Genomic DNA, 16,292 nt, shown 5'->3' with positions numbered 1-16,292 from the left:
GCTAAAATATGTGCGCCGGAGCGCAGGTGCAACGCCCTCACCAACGATACCGAATGCCCACGCCGTTTTCCGTTACCGCCGTTCCCCAACCGGCTCGCAGGGGATCTTTGTGGCCCTGGGGGATCAAAATTCCCAGCACGGCCCCTAAAGCGTAACCGGCAGCAATGTCACTCGGAAAATGCTTCCCCGCCCGGTAGCGCGCGTAGCCGGTAACCAACGGGATGGCGGCCGCCCCCGCCCATACCACGTGTCGCCAGGGGCTTTCCGGGTACAAGTCGTGAAAAACCTTTGCGGTGAAGAAACTGAGCGCCGCCGTGTTGGACGTATGCCCAGACACAAACGACTGACGGGCATCGTTGCTCATCTTTGATTCCAATCCGACCGCCGAATTATAGGTCAGGGGCCGACTGCGGCGCACGAGTATTTTAGAAGCTTTGGTAAAGCCGTCGGTTAGCAACATCGTCTCGGCGAGCAGCGTAGCGAGTACGAACCCTTTCTTCCGCGCCGCCCGACTGATCAGTAGCGTGCCCGGCAGCAGCATGGCACCCCGCAAGACATCATCGCTGATGTTGCGGTAGACTTCCGACTCGTGGTAGGTGGCACGGCGGTCCAAAAACCAAACCCGGTGGCGGCGATGCATGGATACCTCCCCCTTCGTCAGGCCGGGCATCCGATCTTCCAGCAGGTGAGTAGTGAGGCTCAACCCACCGCCCGCCGCCAACAGCGCGATATCCTGGCGGGCATCGAGGGAATACGGAAAATCCTGCGCCCGAATCGCCAGAGAAGACAGCAGAAGAAGGTACAGGAGGCCGGTTCTCAGCAGCAAAACGGGGTTTATTGGCACGTCGGACGTTTCAATTGATCGGTAATAGCTTTACAATACGGCCTTTTCGGTTGGTATACAAGCGATTAATGCCTTTCCAACGCGCGGCCCCCTCCCGCTTAGTATACCGACACCCCTTGCGGAGCATAAACGGAAGTGTATCCGACACCACATCAACCGTACCCGGGCTATAGCGTTAATCAGGTTCAAACAACAACGAACGCTCATGCCATTACGACTAGGAGAAAAAGCCCCTAATTTCGACGCCCAGACCACCGAGGGCGACATCAATTTTTACGACTGGGCCGGCGACCACTGGGTCGTGCTGTACAGCCACCCCAGCGATTATACCCCCGTCTGTACCACCGAACTCGGCCGCACCGCCGCCCTGAAGGAATCCTTCGAGCAGCGCCACGCCAAGGTGATCGCCCTGAGTGTCGACAGCCTCGAAAGCCACATGGGCTGGGTGAAAGACATCGAGGAGACGCAGAACGTGACGATGAACTTCCCCATCATCGCCGACCACGACAAGAAGATCGCCGAGGCCTACGACATGATGCACCCCGCGGCCGACGACAAATTCACCGTCCGCTCGGTTTTCATCATCGACCCCCAGCGCAAAGTCCGCCTCACCCTTACCTACCCCCCCAGCACGGGCCGCAACTTCCAGGAAATTCTCCGCGTCCTCGACAGCCTGCAGCTGACCGACAACTACAGCGTCGCTACCCCGGTCGACTGGAACGACGGGGAAGACGTAGTCGTCAGCCCCAGCATCAAGACCGAAGACATTCCCGATAAGTTCCCCAAGGGCCATAAGGTCATCAAGCCTTACCTGCGCACGACGCCCCAACCGAACCGCTAGGTTGGAATCCACGCCCTACCAAAGCCGGTAGCTCCGATCGAGGGGTTGCCGGCTTTGTCATTGGTGCCCCCCCTTGATAAACCGACGACAGAACGGAAGATTATTCAACCCGAATTGTCGATCAAACTGTTGTTTCATCAATTAAATGAGCACCTTAGCTCGCCTTACCCCACCACTTCGGCATCGTGTTCTGTCCGGGTTTACACCCGGCCGGGAGTACGCCTTGCCACCAAATTGACTGCATGAACCGCGTTTCCCTACTGTTACTGATTTTGCTTTGCTCCTGCGTCCCCGCCCTCACCCCACTCCACGCTCAGGACAAGAACACCGATACGACCGAAGAAAAGGAGGAGGAAAAAGACAAAGACCCCTATAAATCGCTCACCGAGAAAGCCGATATCCAGCAAGGCCTGTTCGGCGTGATCACGAAAGAGGGAAAGACGCACTTCGAGATTCCCATGAGCCTGCTCGAAGAAGAAATTCTCGTCGTCAGCCGCATCAGCGGTCACGTGAAGGGACTCAACTTCGGAGGCGCCGGTATGAAAAGCCGCCCCCAGCAGGTTGTCCGCTGGCAGAAGCACGGTGAAAAGCTGCTCCTACGCAGCGTGAGCTACAACAGCGTAGCCAGCGAGGAACTGCCCGTCTACCAATCGGTGAAGAACAACAACTTCGAGCCCATCGTCGCCTCCTTCGACATCAAGGCTTACGGAGCCGACAGCGCCTCGGTGGTAGCCGACGTGACGCCGTTCTTCACTAACGACGAACCCATGATCGGCGCCCTCGACGACGAGGAGCGGAAGCGTTTTGCAATCAAGGGGCTGGATAAGGACCGCAGCCTGGTCATGAACGTCAAGGCTTTCCCCAGCAACGTGGAGGTTCGCCACGTCCTCACCTATAAAGGCGACGAACTGCCCGACAACCGCGTAACCGGCACCCTATCCGTAGAGATGAACCAGAGTTTCATCCTCCTCCCCGCCGACCCCATGGAACCGCGCAAGTACGACCCCCGGGTAGGCTACTTCAGCATCGAGCAGACCAACTACGGCCTGGACGCCCAACGCGCGGAGAAGCAGCGCTTTATTACCCGCTGGCGCCTGGAGCCCGTCGATAAGGAAGCCTGGGAAGCCGGCGAGCTCGTCGACGTGAAAAAGCCCATCGTATACTACATCGACCCCGCTACTCCGAAGGAGTGGGCCCCCTTCATCAAGCAGGGCGTTGACGACTGGCAGCAAGCCTTCGAAGCCATCGGCCTGAAGAACGCCATCATGGCGAAGGATGCCCCAACGAAGGAAGAAAACCCCGACTGGAGCCCCGAAGACGTGCGCTATAGCGTGATCCGCTACGTCACCACCGAAATCCAGAATGCCCAAGGGCCCCACGTACACGACCCCCGTACCGGAGAGATCCTGGAAAGCGATATTATCTGGTACCACAACGTGATGAACCTGCTGCGCAACTGGTACCTGATCCAGACCGCCGCCGTGAATCCGGACGCCCGCAGCCCGAAATTCGACCAGGAAGTAATGGGCGAACTGATTCGTTTCGTCGCCGCCCACGAGGTCGGTCACACGCTGGGTCTGCCCCATAACATGGGTTCCAGCCCCGCCTACTCGGTGGAAGAACTACGTACACCCGGATTCGTACAGGAGCACGGCGTCTCGCCCAGCATCATGGACTACGCCCGCTTTAACTACGTCGCCCAGCCCGAGGACGAGGGCGTCGGCCTCCACCCCAAGATCGGCCCCTACGACTACTACGCGATCCGCTACGGTTACCTCCCGATCCAGGACGAGAACGAAGAGCAGGTCCTCAACGAAATGATCAAGGAAAAAGCCGACGACCCGATCTACCGCTACGGTCGGCAAACCCGCAACGGCTACGACGCCAGCGCCCAGACGGAAGACATCGGTGACGACGCCGTACTGGCATCCACCCTCGGCATCGCCAACCTGAAGCGCATCGTGCCCCAGATCAAGGACTGGATGGCCGAAGACGGTAAGTACTTCGAGAACCTCGAGGAAGTCTACGACAACGTCGTCGGCCAGCTACGCCGCTACACCGGCCACGTGGCCAACAACGTGGGTAGCGTATACGAATGGCAACGCAGCAGCGACGAAGACAAAGTCGTATACGAAGTCGCTCCGCGCGCCAAGCAGGAAGCGGCGGTACGGTTCATCAACGAGCAGATCTTCCAGACGCCGATGTGGCTGGTAGACGAGGACATCCTGCAGCGCATCTCCGCTACCGGCGTCGCCGAGAAGATCGAGGGACTGCAGACCTACGCCATCCGTACCCTCTTCGACGAGGAGCGCCTTAACCGGCTGGTGGAGGAGCAGGCCCGCAATACCCAGGCCTACGGGGTCATGGACCTGATGGACGATACCCGATCGGGTGTCTTTACCGCCGAAAACACCAGCGGTAGCTACGGTCGGAACCTGCAGGCCAATTACGTTGACGCGCTCACCGAGTTGCTTAAGAACGAGGAGGTAGCCGCCGACGTGCGCGCCGCCGCCCGCGCTAACCTGATGGCCATCCGCAGCGAAGCGTTGTCTCGCTCGAAGACCAGCGATCCGTTGGTCATGGGCCACAATTCCGAGCTCAGCCAGCAAATCCAGATAGCCCTTACCGGTATCGAAGTGATGACCGGAAAATAAGCGGCGCATCCCCTACCCCGCCGATCGCCCCCCCAGCCTACCATGACTGCGGGGGCGATTGCTTTTGGGCGGCGGCGCGCGGGTTCGTAGCCGGTTCGTCTCAAGGAATGCCGGTCACGCAACCCCGGCCGTTTCCAGGCGTTACCCTTGCACGATTAACCCCGATAGCGTTTATGCCCGAGCACGGCGACCCCATTCTCCTTCCCTCCTCCGGATTGTCCGATGCAACCCGTCGGGCCGAGGCCCTGATTCCTACCCCCTACGGGGAGTTCCAGATGATTGCCTACGCCGGTGAAGCGGAAGATTATACGCCCCACCTGGCCCTCGTTCACCCGGAGATGGACCCCGCCAGCGACGTGGTGGTCCGGCTGCATTCCGAGTGCATTACCGGCGACCTCTTCGGTTCCAAACGCTGCGACTGCGGCGAACAACTTGACCGGGCGCTGCGCATGACCGCGGCGGCCAAGGGCGTCGTGGTCTACCTACGGCAGGAGGGCCGCGGTATCGGCATTATCAACAAACTCAAGGCTTACCAGCTACAGGACCAGGGGATGGATACCATCCAGGCCAATCTGCACCTGGGATTGGACATCGATGCCCGCCACTACGGCGTGGCCCAGGGCATCCTCACCGATCTGGGCATCTCCCGGATCCAGTTGCTCACCAACAACCCGGAGAAGGTCGATTCTTTCGGTGACGGTCCGATCAGGGTGGTTCGCCGGCTGCCGATTATCGTTTCTCCCGGAAAGGAAAATCGCAATTATTTGCGGACGAAGCAGTTGGATATGGGCCACTGGTTAAAGTAGGCCGGTGAGCCGCAGAACGTGTCACCGCAGTGAACATGGTCCGGACGCTCGCGGATAAGTACAGCAGATAGTACCTTCCCGCCCCAATTAGACCAATACGCCCCGCTTACATGCCCGTTACCAACTTAGCCAAGGAAGTCCATCGCGAATGGGACAACCTAGTTGACCGCCTACGCTGGGGCCACGATAAACCCGTCGACGTCGCCAACTACATCGGCTTTGCCCGCCCCGACTACCTTTACCTCACCGGACGCGTACTCCGGGATAAAGGCGTCAGCCGCAACGAACGCGACCGGCTGTGGCACAACCTGGTCAACAACTTCAAGCGCTTTAACAGCCGCGAGATTGACGGTGCGGAGGTGGAAATTTCCTGGGGCGAACACACCTTCCACCGGACTACCGACAGCGAAGGATACTTTCAGATAGAACACCACTGCGATCCGAGCGAGGCCCCTTCCCTCGACGATGCACTCTGGCAAGAAGCCACGGTGCGCGTGGTATCCACCCCCCTGAACGGCGAGGTAAATCATATTTCCCACTCGGATGTAATCATGCCCATCGAGGCGGAATACGGCGTGATCAGCGACATTGACGATACCATTCTTAAAACCGACGTGACCAGCCGCCTGAAGCTGAAGACACTCATGCATACCTTCCTGAAAAATGCGAGTAACCGACGCGCCTTCGAGGGGGTTTCGGCATTTTACCAGGCACTGCAATTAGGTCCCGACGGGAAGGGCTACAACCCCTTCTTCTACGTATCCAACAGCCCCTGGAACCTCTACGACCTGCTGCTGGATTTTCTGCACCTCAACCACCTGCCGCGGGGGCCGATCTTGCTCCGCGACTTCGGATTGCCGGCCGAAGACACGGTCCAGTCCTTCAAGACGCACAAGGCGGATATGGTGGATAAGATCCTGTCTACTTACCCCGACTTGCAGTTTATTCTCCTGGGCGACAGTGGCGAGCATGATACCGACATCTACCTCGAAGCGGCGCGGAATAATCCGGATCGAATCCTGTGCATTTACATCCGCGACGTCAAGCACGAGGAAAGAGCCCAACGGATCGAGAGTATGATCGAAGACATCAGCCTGATCAACGTGAAGCTGGTAGGAAGCTACGAACACGCCGCCGCTCACGCCCGGGAAAAGGGGTGGATCATTTAGGGTACCGTTAATACAGCACCAATTCGGTAGCGGCTTCGACCACGTCCATTACCTGGGGTTTACTGGCGTAGTCCCCGTCGTCAGCGTAGGCCGGACGGTGCACCGCGGCCGTTACCGTGCGAACGGGTGCATCCAGCAACTCAAACCCTTTTTGCTCCTCTACGATCTTCCGCTCGATGTAGGCGGAAGTGGCACCGGGGAGGTCCTCATCCACGATGAGCAGGCGGTTGGTATGGGAAAGGTGGTTGGCAATGCGGTGCTCCAGGTCGAAGGGCAGCAGGGTTTGCACGTCGATCACCTCCACGTCGACGCCCTGTCCGGCCAGCAGCTCGGCGGCCTCCAGGCATACCCGCACGCAGGCCCCGTAGGTGACGATGGTCAGGTCCGTTCCCGTACGCAGGCATTCCGGCACCCCGAGCGGTACGCGGAATTCGAGCAAATTGCTGGGCTCCGGTTCGCGCAGGCGGTAGCCATTTAGCACTTCGATCACCAGGGCCGGGTCGTCGCCGTCTAGTAGCGTATTGTACATTCCGGTGGCCTGTACCATGTTGCGCGGTACGCAAACGTGCATACCCCGCAAGCTTCCGAGCAAGGGGGAGAGGTACGATCCACTGTGCCAGATACCTTCCAGCCGATGCCCCCGGGTGCGGATGATCAGGGGGCAGGCCTGCATCCCGTTGGTTCGCCAGCGCAGCGTGGCCACGTCGTCGGTTAGAATGGGCAGGGCGTAGAAGATGTAATCGAGGTACTGGATCTCGGCGATCGGCCGCAGCCCCCGCATGGCCATCCCCATGGCTTGACCCACGATGGTCCACTCGCGGATACCGGTATCGAAGATCCGTTCTTCCCCGAACTTCGCCTGTAGGCCGGCGAAGCCCTGGTTGACATCGCCGATGTTGCCTACATCCTCCCCGAAGGCGAAAAGCTCCGGCCGTTCCTCGAATTTGGCGGCGAAGTAGTGCTGCAGAATTTCGTAGCCCGGCAGGGGTTTTGCCTCCTTGACGTAGGTAGCGGGCACCCCACCGACGCGGAGCGGTGAGAGGGGCGTGTTGCTTAGCAGATTCCGGGCCTTGCCGGTGCGCAACTCAATTTGCGCATCCCGCAGCCAGGCCCTGAGTTCGCGGGGAACGGCATCCTTGCCGGCCTCAAACCGAAGGCGCCGAACGGCATCGACCAGTTCGGAAAGCAGCGGATGGGTCATCCGGCCCAGTTCCCGGGCAAACTTGTCGAGGGCGGGCGAACTGTGTCCGTTCGTTGGCAACAAACCAAGAAGGGTTTGCTTGCGGGCCTTCCGGGGTGCATTCAGTTTTTCCCAGGCTTCCTTGCGGGCGGCGACCACCTCCTTCTTGGCGCGCTTTTCGATTTCGTCGAGGTCGGCTGATTCGGCTACGCCGGTAGCGATCAGGTAGTGGCGGAACTGGGCCAGGCAGTCCCAGGTCTTCTCCCACTCCAGGCGCTCCTTTGATTTGTAGCGCTCGTGGCTACCGCTCGTACTGTGACCGTTGGGTTGGGTCAGTTCCTGGACGTGGACCAGGGCGGCACGGTGCTCCTCCCGAACTTGGCGGGCCACCTTCGGGTACAGGTCGATGAGGGCGGGGTAGTCCCATCCTTTAACCTGGTGGATGTCAATCCCGCTGCCGGAGCCGTCGTCTTGCAGCCCGGCCAGCGCTTCGCTGATGCTGCCCTTGGTGGTCTGTAACTCCACCGGCACGGAGATGCCGTAACCGTCGTCTACCACCGTACAGATCATGGGTACGCGCGTAACGCCGGCGGCGTTCATGGTTTCCCAAAATACCCCCTCACTGGTGGATGCATCGCCAATTTCGGTCCACGCGATCTCATTGCCCCCGTCGGAGTGGAGATCGGCGGGAAGGCCGTCGTCTTGACGGTACAGTTTGGAGGCGAATGCCAGACCGAAACCGCGGGCCATCTGACCTGCGGTGGGGGAAGTGGCACTGCTGAGATTAAAGGTTTGGGTGTTATCCAGCCAGTTGCCATCGTCGTCGACGGTCCGGTTGGCGTAGTGACCGCCCATCTGTCGGCCGGTACTGAAGGGATCGTGTTTGTCGTCGCTGTACAACTGGGCCAGCAGCTCGGCCGGGGTGGTCATGTCCAAGGCCAGGAGCAGCGTATGCCCCCGGTAGTAATCGGCCCGCCAGTCTCCCTTGCGAATGGCGCGGGCCATGGCTACCTGATAAAGCTCCTTACCGTCGTCGCTCACTCCGAATTTCGCCCTGCCGCTCAGCACATCCTTACGAATAAGGTTGCTCAACTCTCTGCTTACGCGGCAAATGTAATAGTCCTTTAGCGCGCGCTTAAAGTCTGATTCCGGTAATCTCCGGAAATCCACGGTGCTCAGCTCGGGATCTTTTACGGACAAAACAATTAGGTTTAAGGGAGCGGTGGTTAGCCGCCGATTTGGTCAGGGTCACATGTCAAAATTGGCCGCGGCACAGCTGCCACGACTCCTGCGAAGGTAACGGAATTTTCCAATTTTCAGTTTACTCGTGGGGACGGGCGCCGGGGCGCGGGTGCGAAGCCCGTCCAGTGGAGAAGGCTTGCCTCACCGGCATCCAGCCGGACGTACGTCTGGTAGTTCAACCACTCTCCCAGGTTTAGATACCGGGTCCGTCCGTTGCTTAGTGTATAGTCGATCGGCAGGTGGCGGTGGCCGAAAATCAGGTAGTCCAATTCGGCATCCCGTGCCAGCTTTTGCTCACTATAGGCCACGAGCCATTCATTCTCCGGACCCCGAAAGGCTTCGTCGGAGGGCTGGGAATCCCGACTTTTACCGCTGAAGTAATTGGCCAGTCCGATGGCGGCGTTCGGGTGCAGCCGGGCGTACAACCACTTCGCCCAGGGTGCGGTCATCACTTTCTTCAGTCGCTTGTACCCGTAATCACCGGGGCCTAGCCCGTCGCCGTGGCCCACGAATACCTTGCAACCGTCGATGGTGGTCCGCACCGGAGCGTGGTGGATGGTTGCCCCGACTTCCTGGTGGAGATAATCCTTCATCCACAGATCGTGGTTGCCGGTAAAGACGTGGAGCGGTACACCGGCATCAGCGACTTCAGCCAATTTCCCCAGAAAGCGGACGTACCCGCGGGGCACGGCATAGCGCCACTCGAACCAGAACTCGAAAAGATCGCCGACCAGATAGATGGCATCCGCTCCTTCGGCCAGGCAGTGATCGAGCCAGCGCACGACCGCTTCTTCCCGTTGGCGGCTGGTGGTGCGGGCGTCAACGCCGAAGTGGAAGTCGGAAGCGAAAAACGTGGGCATGAAGCGGCAAGATAGAAAGTGCCGGGCTACTCTCCCACCGTCAGCACCGGTAGGAAGGTGGCGGGCAGTCCGTTACCCATGCTCCGGCTCATCCGAAAGGCTTTCCCGATCTCCTCGATCGTCACCTTCAACGGTATGTATGAATTGCCGGTCGCGGCGACGTACGGATCCCCGTCGTAGCGATACTTAGCCTGGGCGGTGCGGTGACTGGCGCGGGTAATCCGGGGGGCCGCATTATTTATCCCCCCCCAAATGCCGGCGACCGGCCAGAGCATGGCGGACTGCCACCGGTTCAACCCGAAGGCCGGCGGGGGAAGGCCGATACTCCGCCCAACCTGTTCGAAAAAGGTTTTCCAGGTCAGGTTACCGGCGTTGAGCAGAAAGCGATCCCGGTCCTGATCGCGTTCGACCACTGCGAATACCGCCCGGACCACGTCGCGCACGTCGACGAAGCCAGTGGAACCCATGGGGTAGAATTTTCCACCCTCGCCGACGTAATGCCACAGTGAAGGGGTGTTGGTACCGGTCCAGTCACCCGCCCCGAGTATCGTAGTGGGGTAAACGGCTCCCACGGAAAGTCCCTCCGCCTGCCCCCGCCAGACTTCTCTTTCGGCCGCGAATTTGGAGCGGGCGTAGGCCGTATCGGGCCGTTCGGCGGGCCAGCGATCGGATACAGTGGTCGTTGGCCCCCCGTCCAGCCGATCGAGGGCCGCTACCGATCCCAGGTACACCAGCCGACGCGTCGAAGCCTGCAGCATCATGTTCACGAGGTTAGCCGTACCGGTACCGTTGACTTCCAGTAGTTCGTCTTCCCGCCGGTCTTCCAGGGATACCAGGGCCGCCGCGTGGATAACCGTTTCCACCCCCTGTAGCGCATCGTAGAGGCTATCCGGATCGGTGAGATCGCCCTGGACCGGCGTACACCATTTGCCGAGGGTCGCCAGATGGCGCAAGTCGGAGGTGTCTCTGACCAGGGCCCGGAACGGCCTGCCGCGGGCGGCGAGCGCGTGGGACAGGTAGTAGCCTACGAATCCGGTAGCCCCCGTTAGTAAGAGATCATCCGGCATACAGAGCGCCATTGACGGTGTCGCTGACCGCCCCGGTGGCGGAAGCCAGACTATTCGGTAGTCCGTGGTAACGCAGTAGCGCGCAGAGGGCGACCAGGGCAGCTTCCTTAAAATCGACAATACCGTCGGGTGCCTGAAAATCGAACGCCTGATCCTCCCGGTGGAAGGCTTGCAAAGATTCCAGTAAGAAACGATTGTGTGCCCCACCGCCGGTGACCAGGACGGGTAGCGGAGATGCAGCCGCTCCGGCCGGGCGGTGCGGGTAAAGGGCATCGTAAATGGTCTCTACTATAAAATCCACGAAGGTGCGCAGCTTGTCCTCGACTGTAGCCGGATGATCCCGGATGACCGGCCACAGCTCGTTCACTACCCACTGGTTGCTCAGGGATTTAGGGTATGGCTGTTGGTGAAACGGGAGCGCGGCGATCGACCGGCGTAGGTCGGTTACCGGGTTTCCGGAGCGGGCCAGCCGGCCATCCCGATCATAGGCCTGCCCCCGTAGCCGCGCCAGTCGATCCATGATTTGGCAACAACCGGAAAGGTCACCGGCTAAAAACGTCCGGTCGGGACGGCGGATGCTGAAATTGACGATCCCGCCCAGGTTCAGAAAACCGTCGTACTGGCGGAACAGGTGGTGGTCGGCTACCGGGGCCAGCGGTGCACCCTGTCCCCCGGCGGCAATATCGGCCGACCTCAAGTCGGTGACGACGGGTAGGCCTAGGGCACGGGAAAGGGCTGCTCCTTCCCCCAACTGCAGGGTATATCCGGCCGCCGGTTCGTGAAAGACGGTGTGGCCGTGGTACCCCGCCAAGACGGGAGCGGGTCCGACCAACCGGCCGACGAAGGAGGCGGCCTCGTTACCGACCCACCGGCCTAATTCGGCATCCAACCGGTAAAGCGGTTCGGCGGCGAGCAACGTAGAAGCCGCAAGGCGTTCGCGCCATTCATCCGGATACGGTACCGTATTGGCTGCGTCGACCGTCCACTCGCCAATGGTATCCGCCGCGGCGGGGTCCAGCGCGAAGGTGCAGACGGCCAGGTCGATACCGTCGAGGGAGCTGCCCGACATGATTCCAAGGACGGTGTGCCTGGAGTAGGGCATACGATGAGGGGGCTTGGTTACAAGTCTTCGTTAAACTGCATGGTGTGCCGGGCCATGGCTTCGATTTCCTCGGGGGTGAGGATGTCCTTGAAAGCGGTCATGACACCGTTCTCGCTACCGTTGGTGATGATGTTGATCCGGTAGTCCAGATCGCTGGTCGCGACCTGCAGGTTGGCGGCTCCGTTGGTGCCCATGTCTCCATTCAAACCGTGACAGGCGATACAGCGTACTTTCCAGATTCGATCGGTATCGATATCCGGGGCGGCGGCAACTGCCGGGCTTTCGGCCGGCGCTTCGGAGGCCGTTTCTTCTCCTCCGCCACAGGCCAGGATGATGAAAGCAAAAAGCAGGAGGGGGAAAAGCCTTTTCATACGTTTGGTCATCTTAAGGTTAAATTGCGGGCCAAGGTAAGGCAAGCGGAAATAACAATACCCGATGTGGATAGATTGTTGGTAGTTCTTGATTCAATTAAACTTTTTACCGCATAACCTACCACGGGCGGCAATAACTTCGTATCTTTGCGGGCCCTAAGCGAAACAGCGCGAAAGAATTATCGTATGGAAGTTGTACAAGTAAGCGGCGAAGTCCGTGACAATCTAGGAAAGAGAGCATCGAAAGATGTGCGCCGCCATGGTTTGGTGCCGGCCGTTGTATACGGCATTGGCGACCCCGTCCACTTCACCGTCAAGGCATTGGACCTGCGCAGCCTGATTTACACCCCGGAATTTAAGCTGGCCGACCTGAACGTCGGCGGTGAATCGTACCGGGTAATCGTAAAGGATTATCAGTTCCACCCCGTTACCGACGAGCTGCGCCACATCGACTTTCTCGCCCTGGAAGAAGGTCGCTCCATCAAGGTACAGGTTCCCGTAACTTTTACCGGCACCAGCCCCGGCGTTCGGGGTGGCGGAAAGCTGCAGGTCAGCGTTCGCCGCATCAAAATCAAAACGACGCCCGAGCACCTTGTCGACCACGTGACGCTTGACATCAGTGAACTCGAACTGGGACAAAGCATCCGCGTACGCGATATCGCCCCAATGGAAGGCGTAGAGATTCAAAACCCTGGCGGGCAGCCCGTCGCTACCGTTGAGGTACCCCGTGCCCTGCGCTCCGCCGCCACGGCAGAAAAGAAAGCCGCCGAAAAGGACGCCAAGAAGGGTGCCAAGGAACCCGCGGCCGAAGCTTAGTCTTCCCCCCTTACCGCTTGAAAAAGGGCAGGTATCCGACGGATGCCTGCCCTTTTTGTTGGTGATAAACGGCCCGCTTTGACCACAATTTGTTTTGTGCGCCGTAAAAGCCTATTTTTGTTGGGATTACGGACTGATACCAAACCCGATGAAAAAGCAGAAAGTAAACCGGAAGTATAATTTCCCGGACGCCGACCTCTACCAGATGGCCATGGATAGTATCCGGCTGGCCAAAAGAGACCTGGAATCCTTTAAATCCGGCTACGAATACGACGGTCACCGGCTCAAGGGGTTCTACGACCGCTGCCAGCGCTTCGTGGAAATGCCCCACGACGACGAGCTCCTCGGCGATCAGATGGTCGTTACCGACAAGAAATACGAGACAGCCGAGAAGCTCAAGCACGCCATTCGCTCGGTCATGACCCGGGTACGCATGGCCTTCAGCAACCGCACGGGCCGCTACCGGAAATTCGGGACCGCCAAGATGGGCGACATGACCGATGCCCAGCTGCTCTTCTGCGGCCGGCGGGTGATCCGGGTAGCGCGGGCGCAGTGGAATTTCCTCTCCGATACGGGCCTGAACGAAAACCACCTGGAACGGGTCGCCAAGGCCTGCCAAGCCTTCGAGCTGGCGATGAACATTCAACAGGACAAGATTGCCGATCGTGATATCAGCGTGGAATCCCGGATCGAATTGGGTAACCTGATCTACGACGAACTTATCAAAGTTTGCGATATCGGTAAGGACGTGTGGGCCGAAAGCGACCGGGCGAAATACGATGCCTACTGTATATATGACAGTAACATGGAGCAGAAACGCATCAGCGATGCCGCGGGGGCGTAATCGCCGGCACCGGTCCGGCAGCGCCGCCCGGCGCCGTACTTTGACGGAACAAAATGGATCGCTTGGAACACGTATACGAGGTAGCCATTTGGATCGTCCTCTGTATTTCCTTTGCCGGAGTGACGGTAAGGCAGCGTAGCCTGTCGATATCGGGAGCGGTGGCCGCCGTCGTGTTGGCATCCGTTGTCGTAGGTAGCCGGGGGTACGTATGGTTGCTCCCCCTCTTCGGTTTCTTCCTGAGCAGCAGCCTGATCGGGCGCTTGCTACCGGTGGAACTCGAGTCCGGCGACCCGAAGGACAAACTACCGCGGGACGCGGTCCAAGTGCTCTGCAACGGCGGGTTGTTTGGTCTGTTAGCGTTGTTTGGCAGCCCACCGTCCATCCTCTTGCTTAGCCTGGCCATAGCGGCTTCGGATACCTGGGCGAGCGAGATCGGGCGCTACTTCCGGCAGCCGACGTACGACATCGTGCGTGGTAAGCGGGTACCGAGCGGCCTGAGCGGCGGGGTTAGTCTGGCGGGATCTTTGGCGGGGATCGGTGGGGCGACCTTCATTGCCCAATTGGGGTTCGCCCTGCCTGACGACTACGGGTGGACCCATTGCGGTTTCGTGGCCGGATTGGGGACCGTAGGCATGCTTGTCGATTCTTTGCTCGGAGCTTTGTTGCAGGCACGCTACCGCGACAAGAGTGGGGCCCTTACCGATAAGCGCGGCGAATCGAATACGTTGGTCAGCGGATTGGGATGGATGAGTAACGATCTGGTCAACCTTGCCTCCATCGGGCTGACGGTGGCCGTCGCCTTGCTCGTGGCACCGAGGCTTTAGGATCAGGCTGTTCGGACGCTTTCGCGATTGCTTACTGGTAAGCTTACCCGGTTTGCGGTTTACGGGTTTTCTTTGCACCCGCGCTCCGGCGCCCTTGTCTTTTACCTTTACGGCAAATTATAACTGCATGACCCCCTCAAAAACCATCCTGGTAATTCTCGACGGCTGGGGCCTCGGCCAGCGTCCCGAAGCGGACGCCCTGGCACAGGCCAACACGCCGAACTTCGACCGTATCTGGGCCAACAACCCCCACGCTACCCTGGTAACTTACGGGGAAGAAGTCGGGCTGCCGGAGGGGCAAATGGGAAACTCGGAAGTCGGCCACTTGAACATCGGTGCCGGACGCGTAGTGTACCAGAGCTTTGCCCGCATTAACAAAGCGGTGCGCGAAGGCGAGCTCCAGCGGATGGAAGCACTTCAGGAAGAGCTGCGCTACGCCCGGGAGAACGGCAAGGCGGTGCACCTGATGGGCCTGGTAAGTGACGGGGGCGTACACAGTCACATCAACCACTTGCTGCGGCTCACCGACATTGCCACCGCGGCGGGGAATGATAAAATCTACATCCACGCCTTCACCGACGGGCGGGACGTGGCGCCGACCAGCGGTAAGGGGTTTTTGAAAACGCTGCTGGATCATATCGAAAACCAGCCGACGCAACTGGCTACTGTGACCGGTCGCTTCTACGCCATGGACCGCGATACCCGGTGGGAACGGATCGCCGAAGCCTACGATGCCCTGGTTAAGGGAGCGGGCGAGAAATCCCACGACATCCTAAAGACCGTACAGGAGCACTACGATTCCGGCACTACCGATGAGTTTCTCAAACCCATCATCCACGTCACCGAAAAAGGCAAGCCGATCGCTACCATCCGGGAGGGAGACGTGGTCATCTGCTTCAACTTTCGGACGGACCGCCCGCGGCAGATCACGCGTGCGCTAACGCAAGAGTCCTTTCCGGAGCACCACATGGACCCCGTCAAAGGACTTCACTACGTCACCATGACGCAGTACGACGAAAAATTTAAGGGAGTGAAAGTACTCTTCGACGCTACCGATCTGTCGAAAACGATGGGGGAAGTCGTAAGCGTGGCCGGCAAAACGCAGGTGCGGATCGCCGAAACCGAAAAGTACGCCCACGTCACCTTCTTCTTCAGTGGCGGTCAGGAGGCGGCCTTCCCGGGCGAGCGGCGGATCCTGATCGACAGTCCCCGCGACGTAGAAACCTACGACGAGAAACCGGAAATGAGCGCCTACGGAATTACCGCCGCGATCATTAAGGACATTCGCGACAACGAACCGGATTTTATTTGCCTCAATTACGCCAATACGGACATGGTGGGGCATACGGGAATCTGGAAAGCCGCGATCCGGGCCGCCGAGACGGTAGACGAGTGCCTAGGGCAGCTCCTATCCACGGCCGCCGAGCACGGCTACCATGCCCTGATCATTGCCGACCACGGGAATTGCGACGTGATGTTCAACGAGGACGGAAGCGCAAACACCGCCCACACGACCAATCCGGTACCGGTTATCTACGCCGGCCCCGCGCGCACGGAGATCGCCCTGCGTTCCGACGGCAAACTGGGCGACGTCGCCCCTACCCTGCTCGCCCTGCTTGGCGTGGCCCAGCCCAAGGAAATGACGGGCGTGAGCTTGCTCCGTTGATCGCTC

General features: G+C 59.6%; 14 protein-coding genes. 8 read left to right on the top strand and 6 right to left on the bottom strand.

Features of this window, described 5'->3' with window-relative positions; translation table 11 throughout:
• Positions 1 to 37: 37 nt before the first annotated feature.
• Positions 38 to 826: a phosphatase PAP2 family protein gene (locus CLV84_RS08820; RefSeq protein WP_104419349.1), complete on the bottom strand. Its 789-nt coding sequence runs from the start codon at positions 824 to 826 to the stop codon at positions 38 to 40.
• Positions 827 to 1,049: 223 nt separating this feature from the next.
• On the opposite strand from CLV84_RS08820, the gene CLV84_RS08815 reads away from it, so the two are divergent.
• The 4 genes from CLV84_RS08815 to CLV84_RS08800 all read left to right on the top strand — a co-directional run bounded on the left by CLV84_RS08815 (position 1,050) and on the right by CLV84_RS08800 (position 6,314).
• A complete protein-coding gene (locus tag CLV84_RS08815) occupies positions 1,050 to 1,685 on the top strand; it encodes a peroxiredoxin (protein WP_104419348.1) in 636 nt (211 codons plus the stop codon).
• 242 nt (positions 1,686 to 1,927) lie between these two features.
• Entirely contained in the window at positions 1,928 to 4,339 is a 2,412-nt protein-coding gene (locus CLV84_RS08810) for a zinc-dependent metalloprotease (RefSeq protein WP_104419347.1), read from the top strand.
• 173 nt (positions 4,340 to 4,512) lie between these two features.
• A complete protein-coding gene (ribA, locus tag CLV84_RS08805; protein ID WP_245911428.1) occupies positions 4,513 to 5,145 on the top strand; it encodes a GTP cyclohydrolase II in 633 nt (210 codons plus the stop codon).
• Positions 5,146 to 5,255: 110 nt separating this feature from the next.
• Positions 5,256 to 6,314, top strand: a complete 1,059-nt coding sequence (locus CLV84_RS08800; protein WP_104419345.1) for an App1 family protein — start codon at positions 5,256 to 5,258, stop codon at positions 6,312 to 6,314.
• 7 nt (positions 6,315 to 6,321) lie between these two features.
• On the opposite strand, the gene CLV84_RS08795 is transcribed toward CLV84_RS08800, so the two are convergent.
• The 5 genes from CLV84_RS08795 to CLV84_RS08775 form a co-directional block, all read right to left on the bottom strand.
• The gene (locus tag CLV84_RS08795) at positions 6,322 to 8,694 is read right to left on the bottom strand and encodes an alpha-ketoacid dehydrogenase subunit alpha/beta (RefSeq protein WP_245911426.1); all 2,373 of its coding nucleotides are present in this window, start codon (positions 8,692 to 8,694) and stop codon (positions 6,322 to 6,324) included.
• Between the two features lie 116 nt (positions 8,695 to 8,810).
• Positions 8,811 to 9,596: a UDP-2,3-diacylglucosamine diphosphatase gene (locus CLV84_RS08790; protein WP_104419343.1), complete on the bottom strand. Its 786-nt coding sequence runs from the start codon at positions 9,594 to 9,596 to the stop codon at positions 8,811 to 8,813.
• 26 nt (positions 9,597 to 9,622) lie between these two features.
• Positions 9,623 to 10,663, bottom strand: a complete 1,041-nt coding sequence (locus CLV84_RS08785; protein ID WP_170067629.1) for an NAD-dependent epimerase/dehydratase family protein — start codon at positions 10,661 to 10,663, stop codon at positions 9,623 to 9,625.
• The gene (locus CLV84_RS08780; protein ID WP_104419341.1) at positions 10,653 to 11,765 is read right to left on the bottom strand and encodes an anhydro-N-acetylmuramic acid kinase; all 1,113 of its coding nucleotides are present in this window, start codon (positions 11,763 to 11,765) and stop codon (positions 10,653 to 10,655) included. The genes CLV84_RS08785 and CLV84_RS08780 overlap by 11 nt, the downstream gene beginning before the upstream one ends.
• Positions 11,766 to 11,782: 17 nt before the next feature.
• Positions 11,783 to 12,136: a c-type cytochrome gene (locus tag CLV84_RS08775; RefSeq protein ID WP_170067628.1), complete on the bottom strand. Its 354-nt coding sequence runs from the start codon at positions 12,134 to 12,136 to the stop codon at positions 11,783 to 11,785.
• 186 nt (positions 12,137 to 12,322) lie between these two features.
• Here CLV84_RS08775 and CLV84_RS08770 point away from each other — a divergent pair, with 186 nt between their 5' ends.
• From CLV84_RS08770 to gpmI, 4 genes are all read left to right on the top strand, one after another.
• Entirely contained in the window at positions 12,323 to 12,952 is a 630-nt protein-coding gene (locus CLV84_RS08770) for a 50S ribosomal protein L25 (RefSeq protein WP_104419339.1), read from the top strand.
• Positions 12,953 to 13,100: 148 nt separating this feature from the next.
• The gene (locus CLV84_RS08765; protein ID WP_104419338.1) at positions 13,101 to 13,796 is read left to right on the top strand and encodes a hypothetical protein; all 696 of its coding nucleotides are present in this window, start codon (positions 13,101 to 13,103) and stop codon (positions 13,794 to 13,796) included.
• A gap of 62 nt (positions 13,797 to 13,858) precedes the next feature.
• A complete protein-coding gene (locus CLV84_RS08760; RefSeq protein ID WP_170067627.1) occupies positions 13,859 to 14,620 on the top strand; it encodes a DUF92 domain-containing protein in 762 nt (253 codons plus the stop codon).
• A gap of 127 nt (positions 14,621 to 14,747) precedes the next feature.
• On the top strand, positions 14,748 to 16,286 hold the full coding sequence (gpmI, locus tag CLV84_RS08755; protein WP_104419336.1) for a 2,3-bisphosphoglycerate-independent phosphoglycerate mutase: 1,539 nt from the start codon (positions 14,748 to 14,750) through the stop codon (positions 16,284 to 16,286).
• The last annotated feature ends 6 nt before the right edge of the window (positions 16,287 to 16,292 follow it).

Source organism: Neolewinella xylanilytica (genome assembly GCF_002934605.1).
Taxonomy (GTDB): Bacteria; Bacteroidota; Bacteroidia; order Chitinophagales; family Saprospiraceae; genus Neolewinella; species Neolewinella xylanilytica.
Note: the sequence above shows the minus strand (reverse complement) of the source record. Positions and strands in the feature narration are given on the sequence as shown.

Excerpts from the sequence above, each read along its gene's own strand:
- CLV84_RS08815 (WP_104419348.1), top strand. The coding sequence starts at position 1,050 with ATGCCATTACGACTAGGAGAAAAAGCCCCTAATTTCGACGCCCAGACC.
- CLV84_RS08810 (WP_104419347.1), top strand. The coding sequence starts at position 1,928 with ATGAACCGCGTTTCCCTACTGTTACTGATTTTGCTTTGCTCCTGCGTC.
- ribA (WP_245911428.1), top strand. The coding sequence starts at position 4,513 with ATGCCCGAGCACGGCGACCCCATTCTCCTTCCCTCCTCCGGATTGTCC.
- CLV84_RS08800 (WP_104419345.1), top strand. The coding sequence starts at position 5,256 with ATGCCCGTTACCAACTTAGCCAAGGAAGTCCATCGCGAATGGGACAAC.
- CLV84_RS08790 (WP_104419343.1), bottom strand. The coding sequence starts at position 9,596 with ATGCCCACGTTTTTCGCTTCCGACTTCCACTTCGGCGTTGACGCCCGC.
- CLV84_RS08785 (WP_170067629.1), bottom strand. The coding sequence starts at position 10,663 with ATGCCGGATGATCTCTTACTAACGGGGGCTACCGGATTCGTAGGCTAC.
- CLV84_RS08780 (WP_104419341.1), bottom strand. The coding sequence starts at position 11,765 with ATGCCCTACTCCAGGCACACCGTCCTTGGAATCATGTCGGGCAGCTCC.
- CLV84_RS08775 (WP_170067628.1), bottom strand. The coding sequence starts at position 12,136 with ATGAAAAGGCTTTTCCCCCTCCTGCTTTTTGCTTTCATCATCCTGGCC.
- CLV84_RS08770 (WP_104419339.1), top strand. The coding sequence starts at position 12,323 with ATGGAAGTTGTACAAGTAAGCGGCGAAGTCCGTGACAATCTAGGAAAG.
- CLV84_RS08765 (WP_104419338.1), top strand. The coding sequence starts at position 13,101 with ATGAAAAAGCAGAAAGTAAACCGGAAGTATAATTTCCCGGACGCCGAC.
- gpmI (WP_104419336.1), top strand. The coding sequence starts at position 14,748 with ATGACCCCCTCAAAAACCATCCTGGTAATTCTCGACGGCTGGGGCCTC.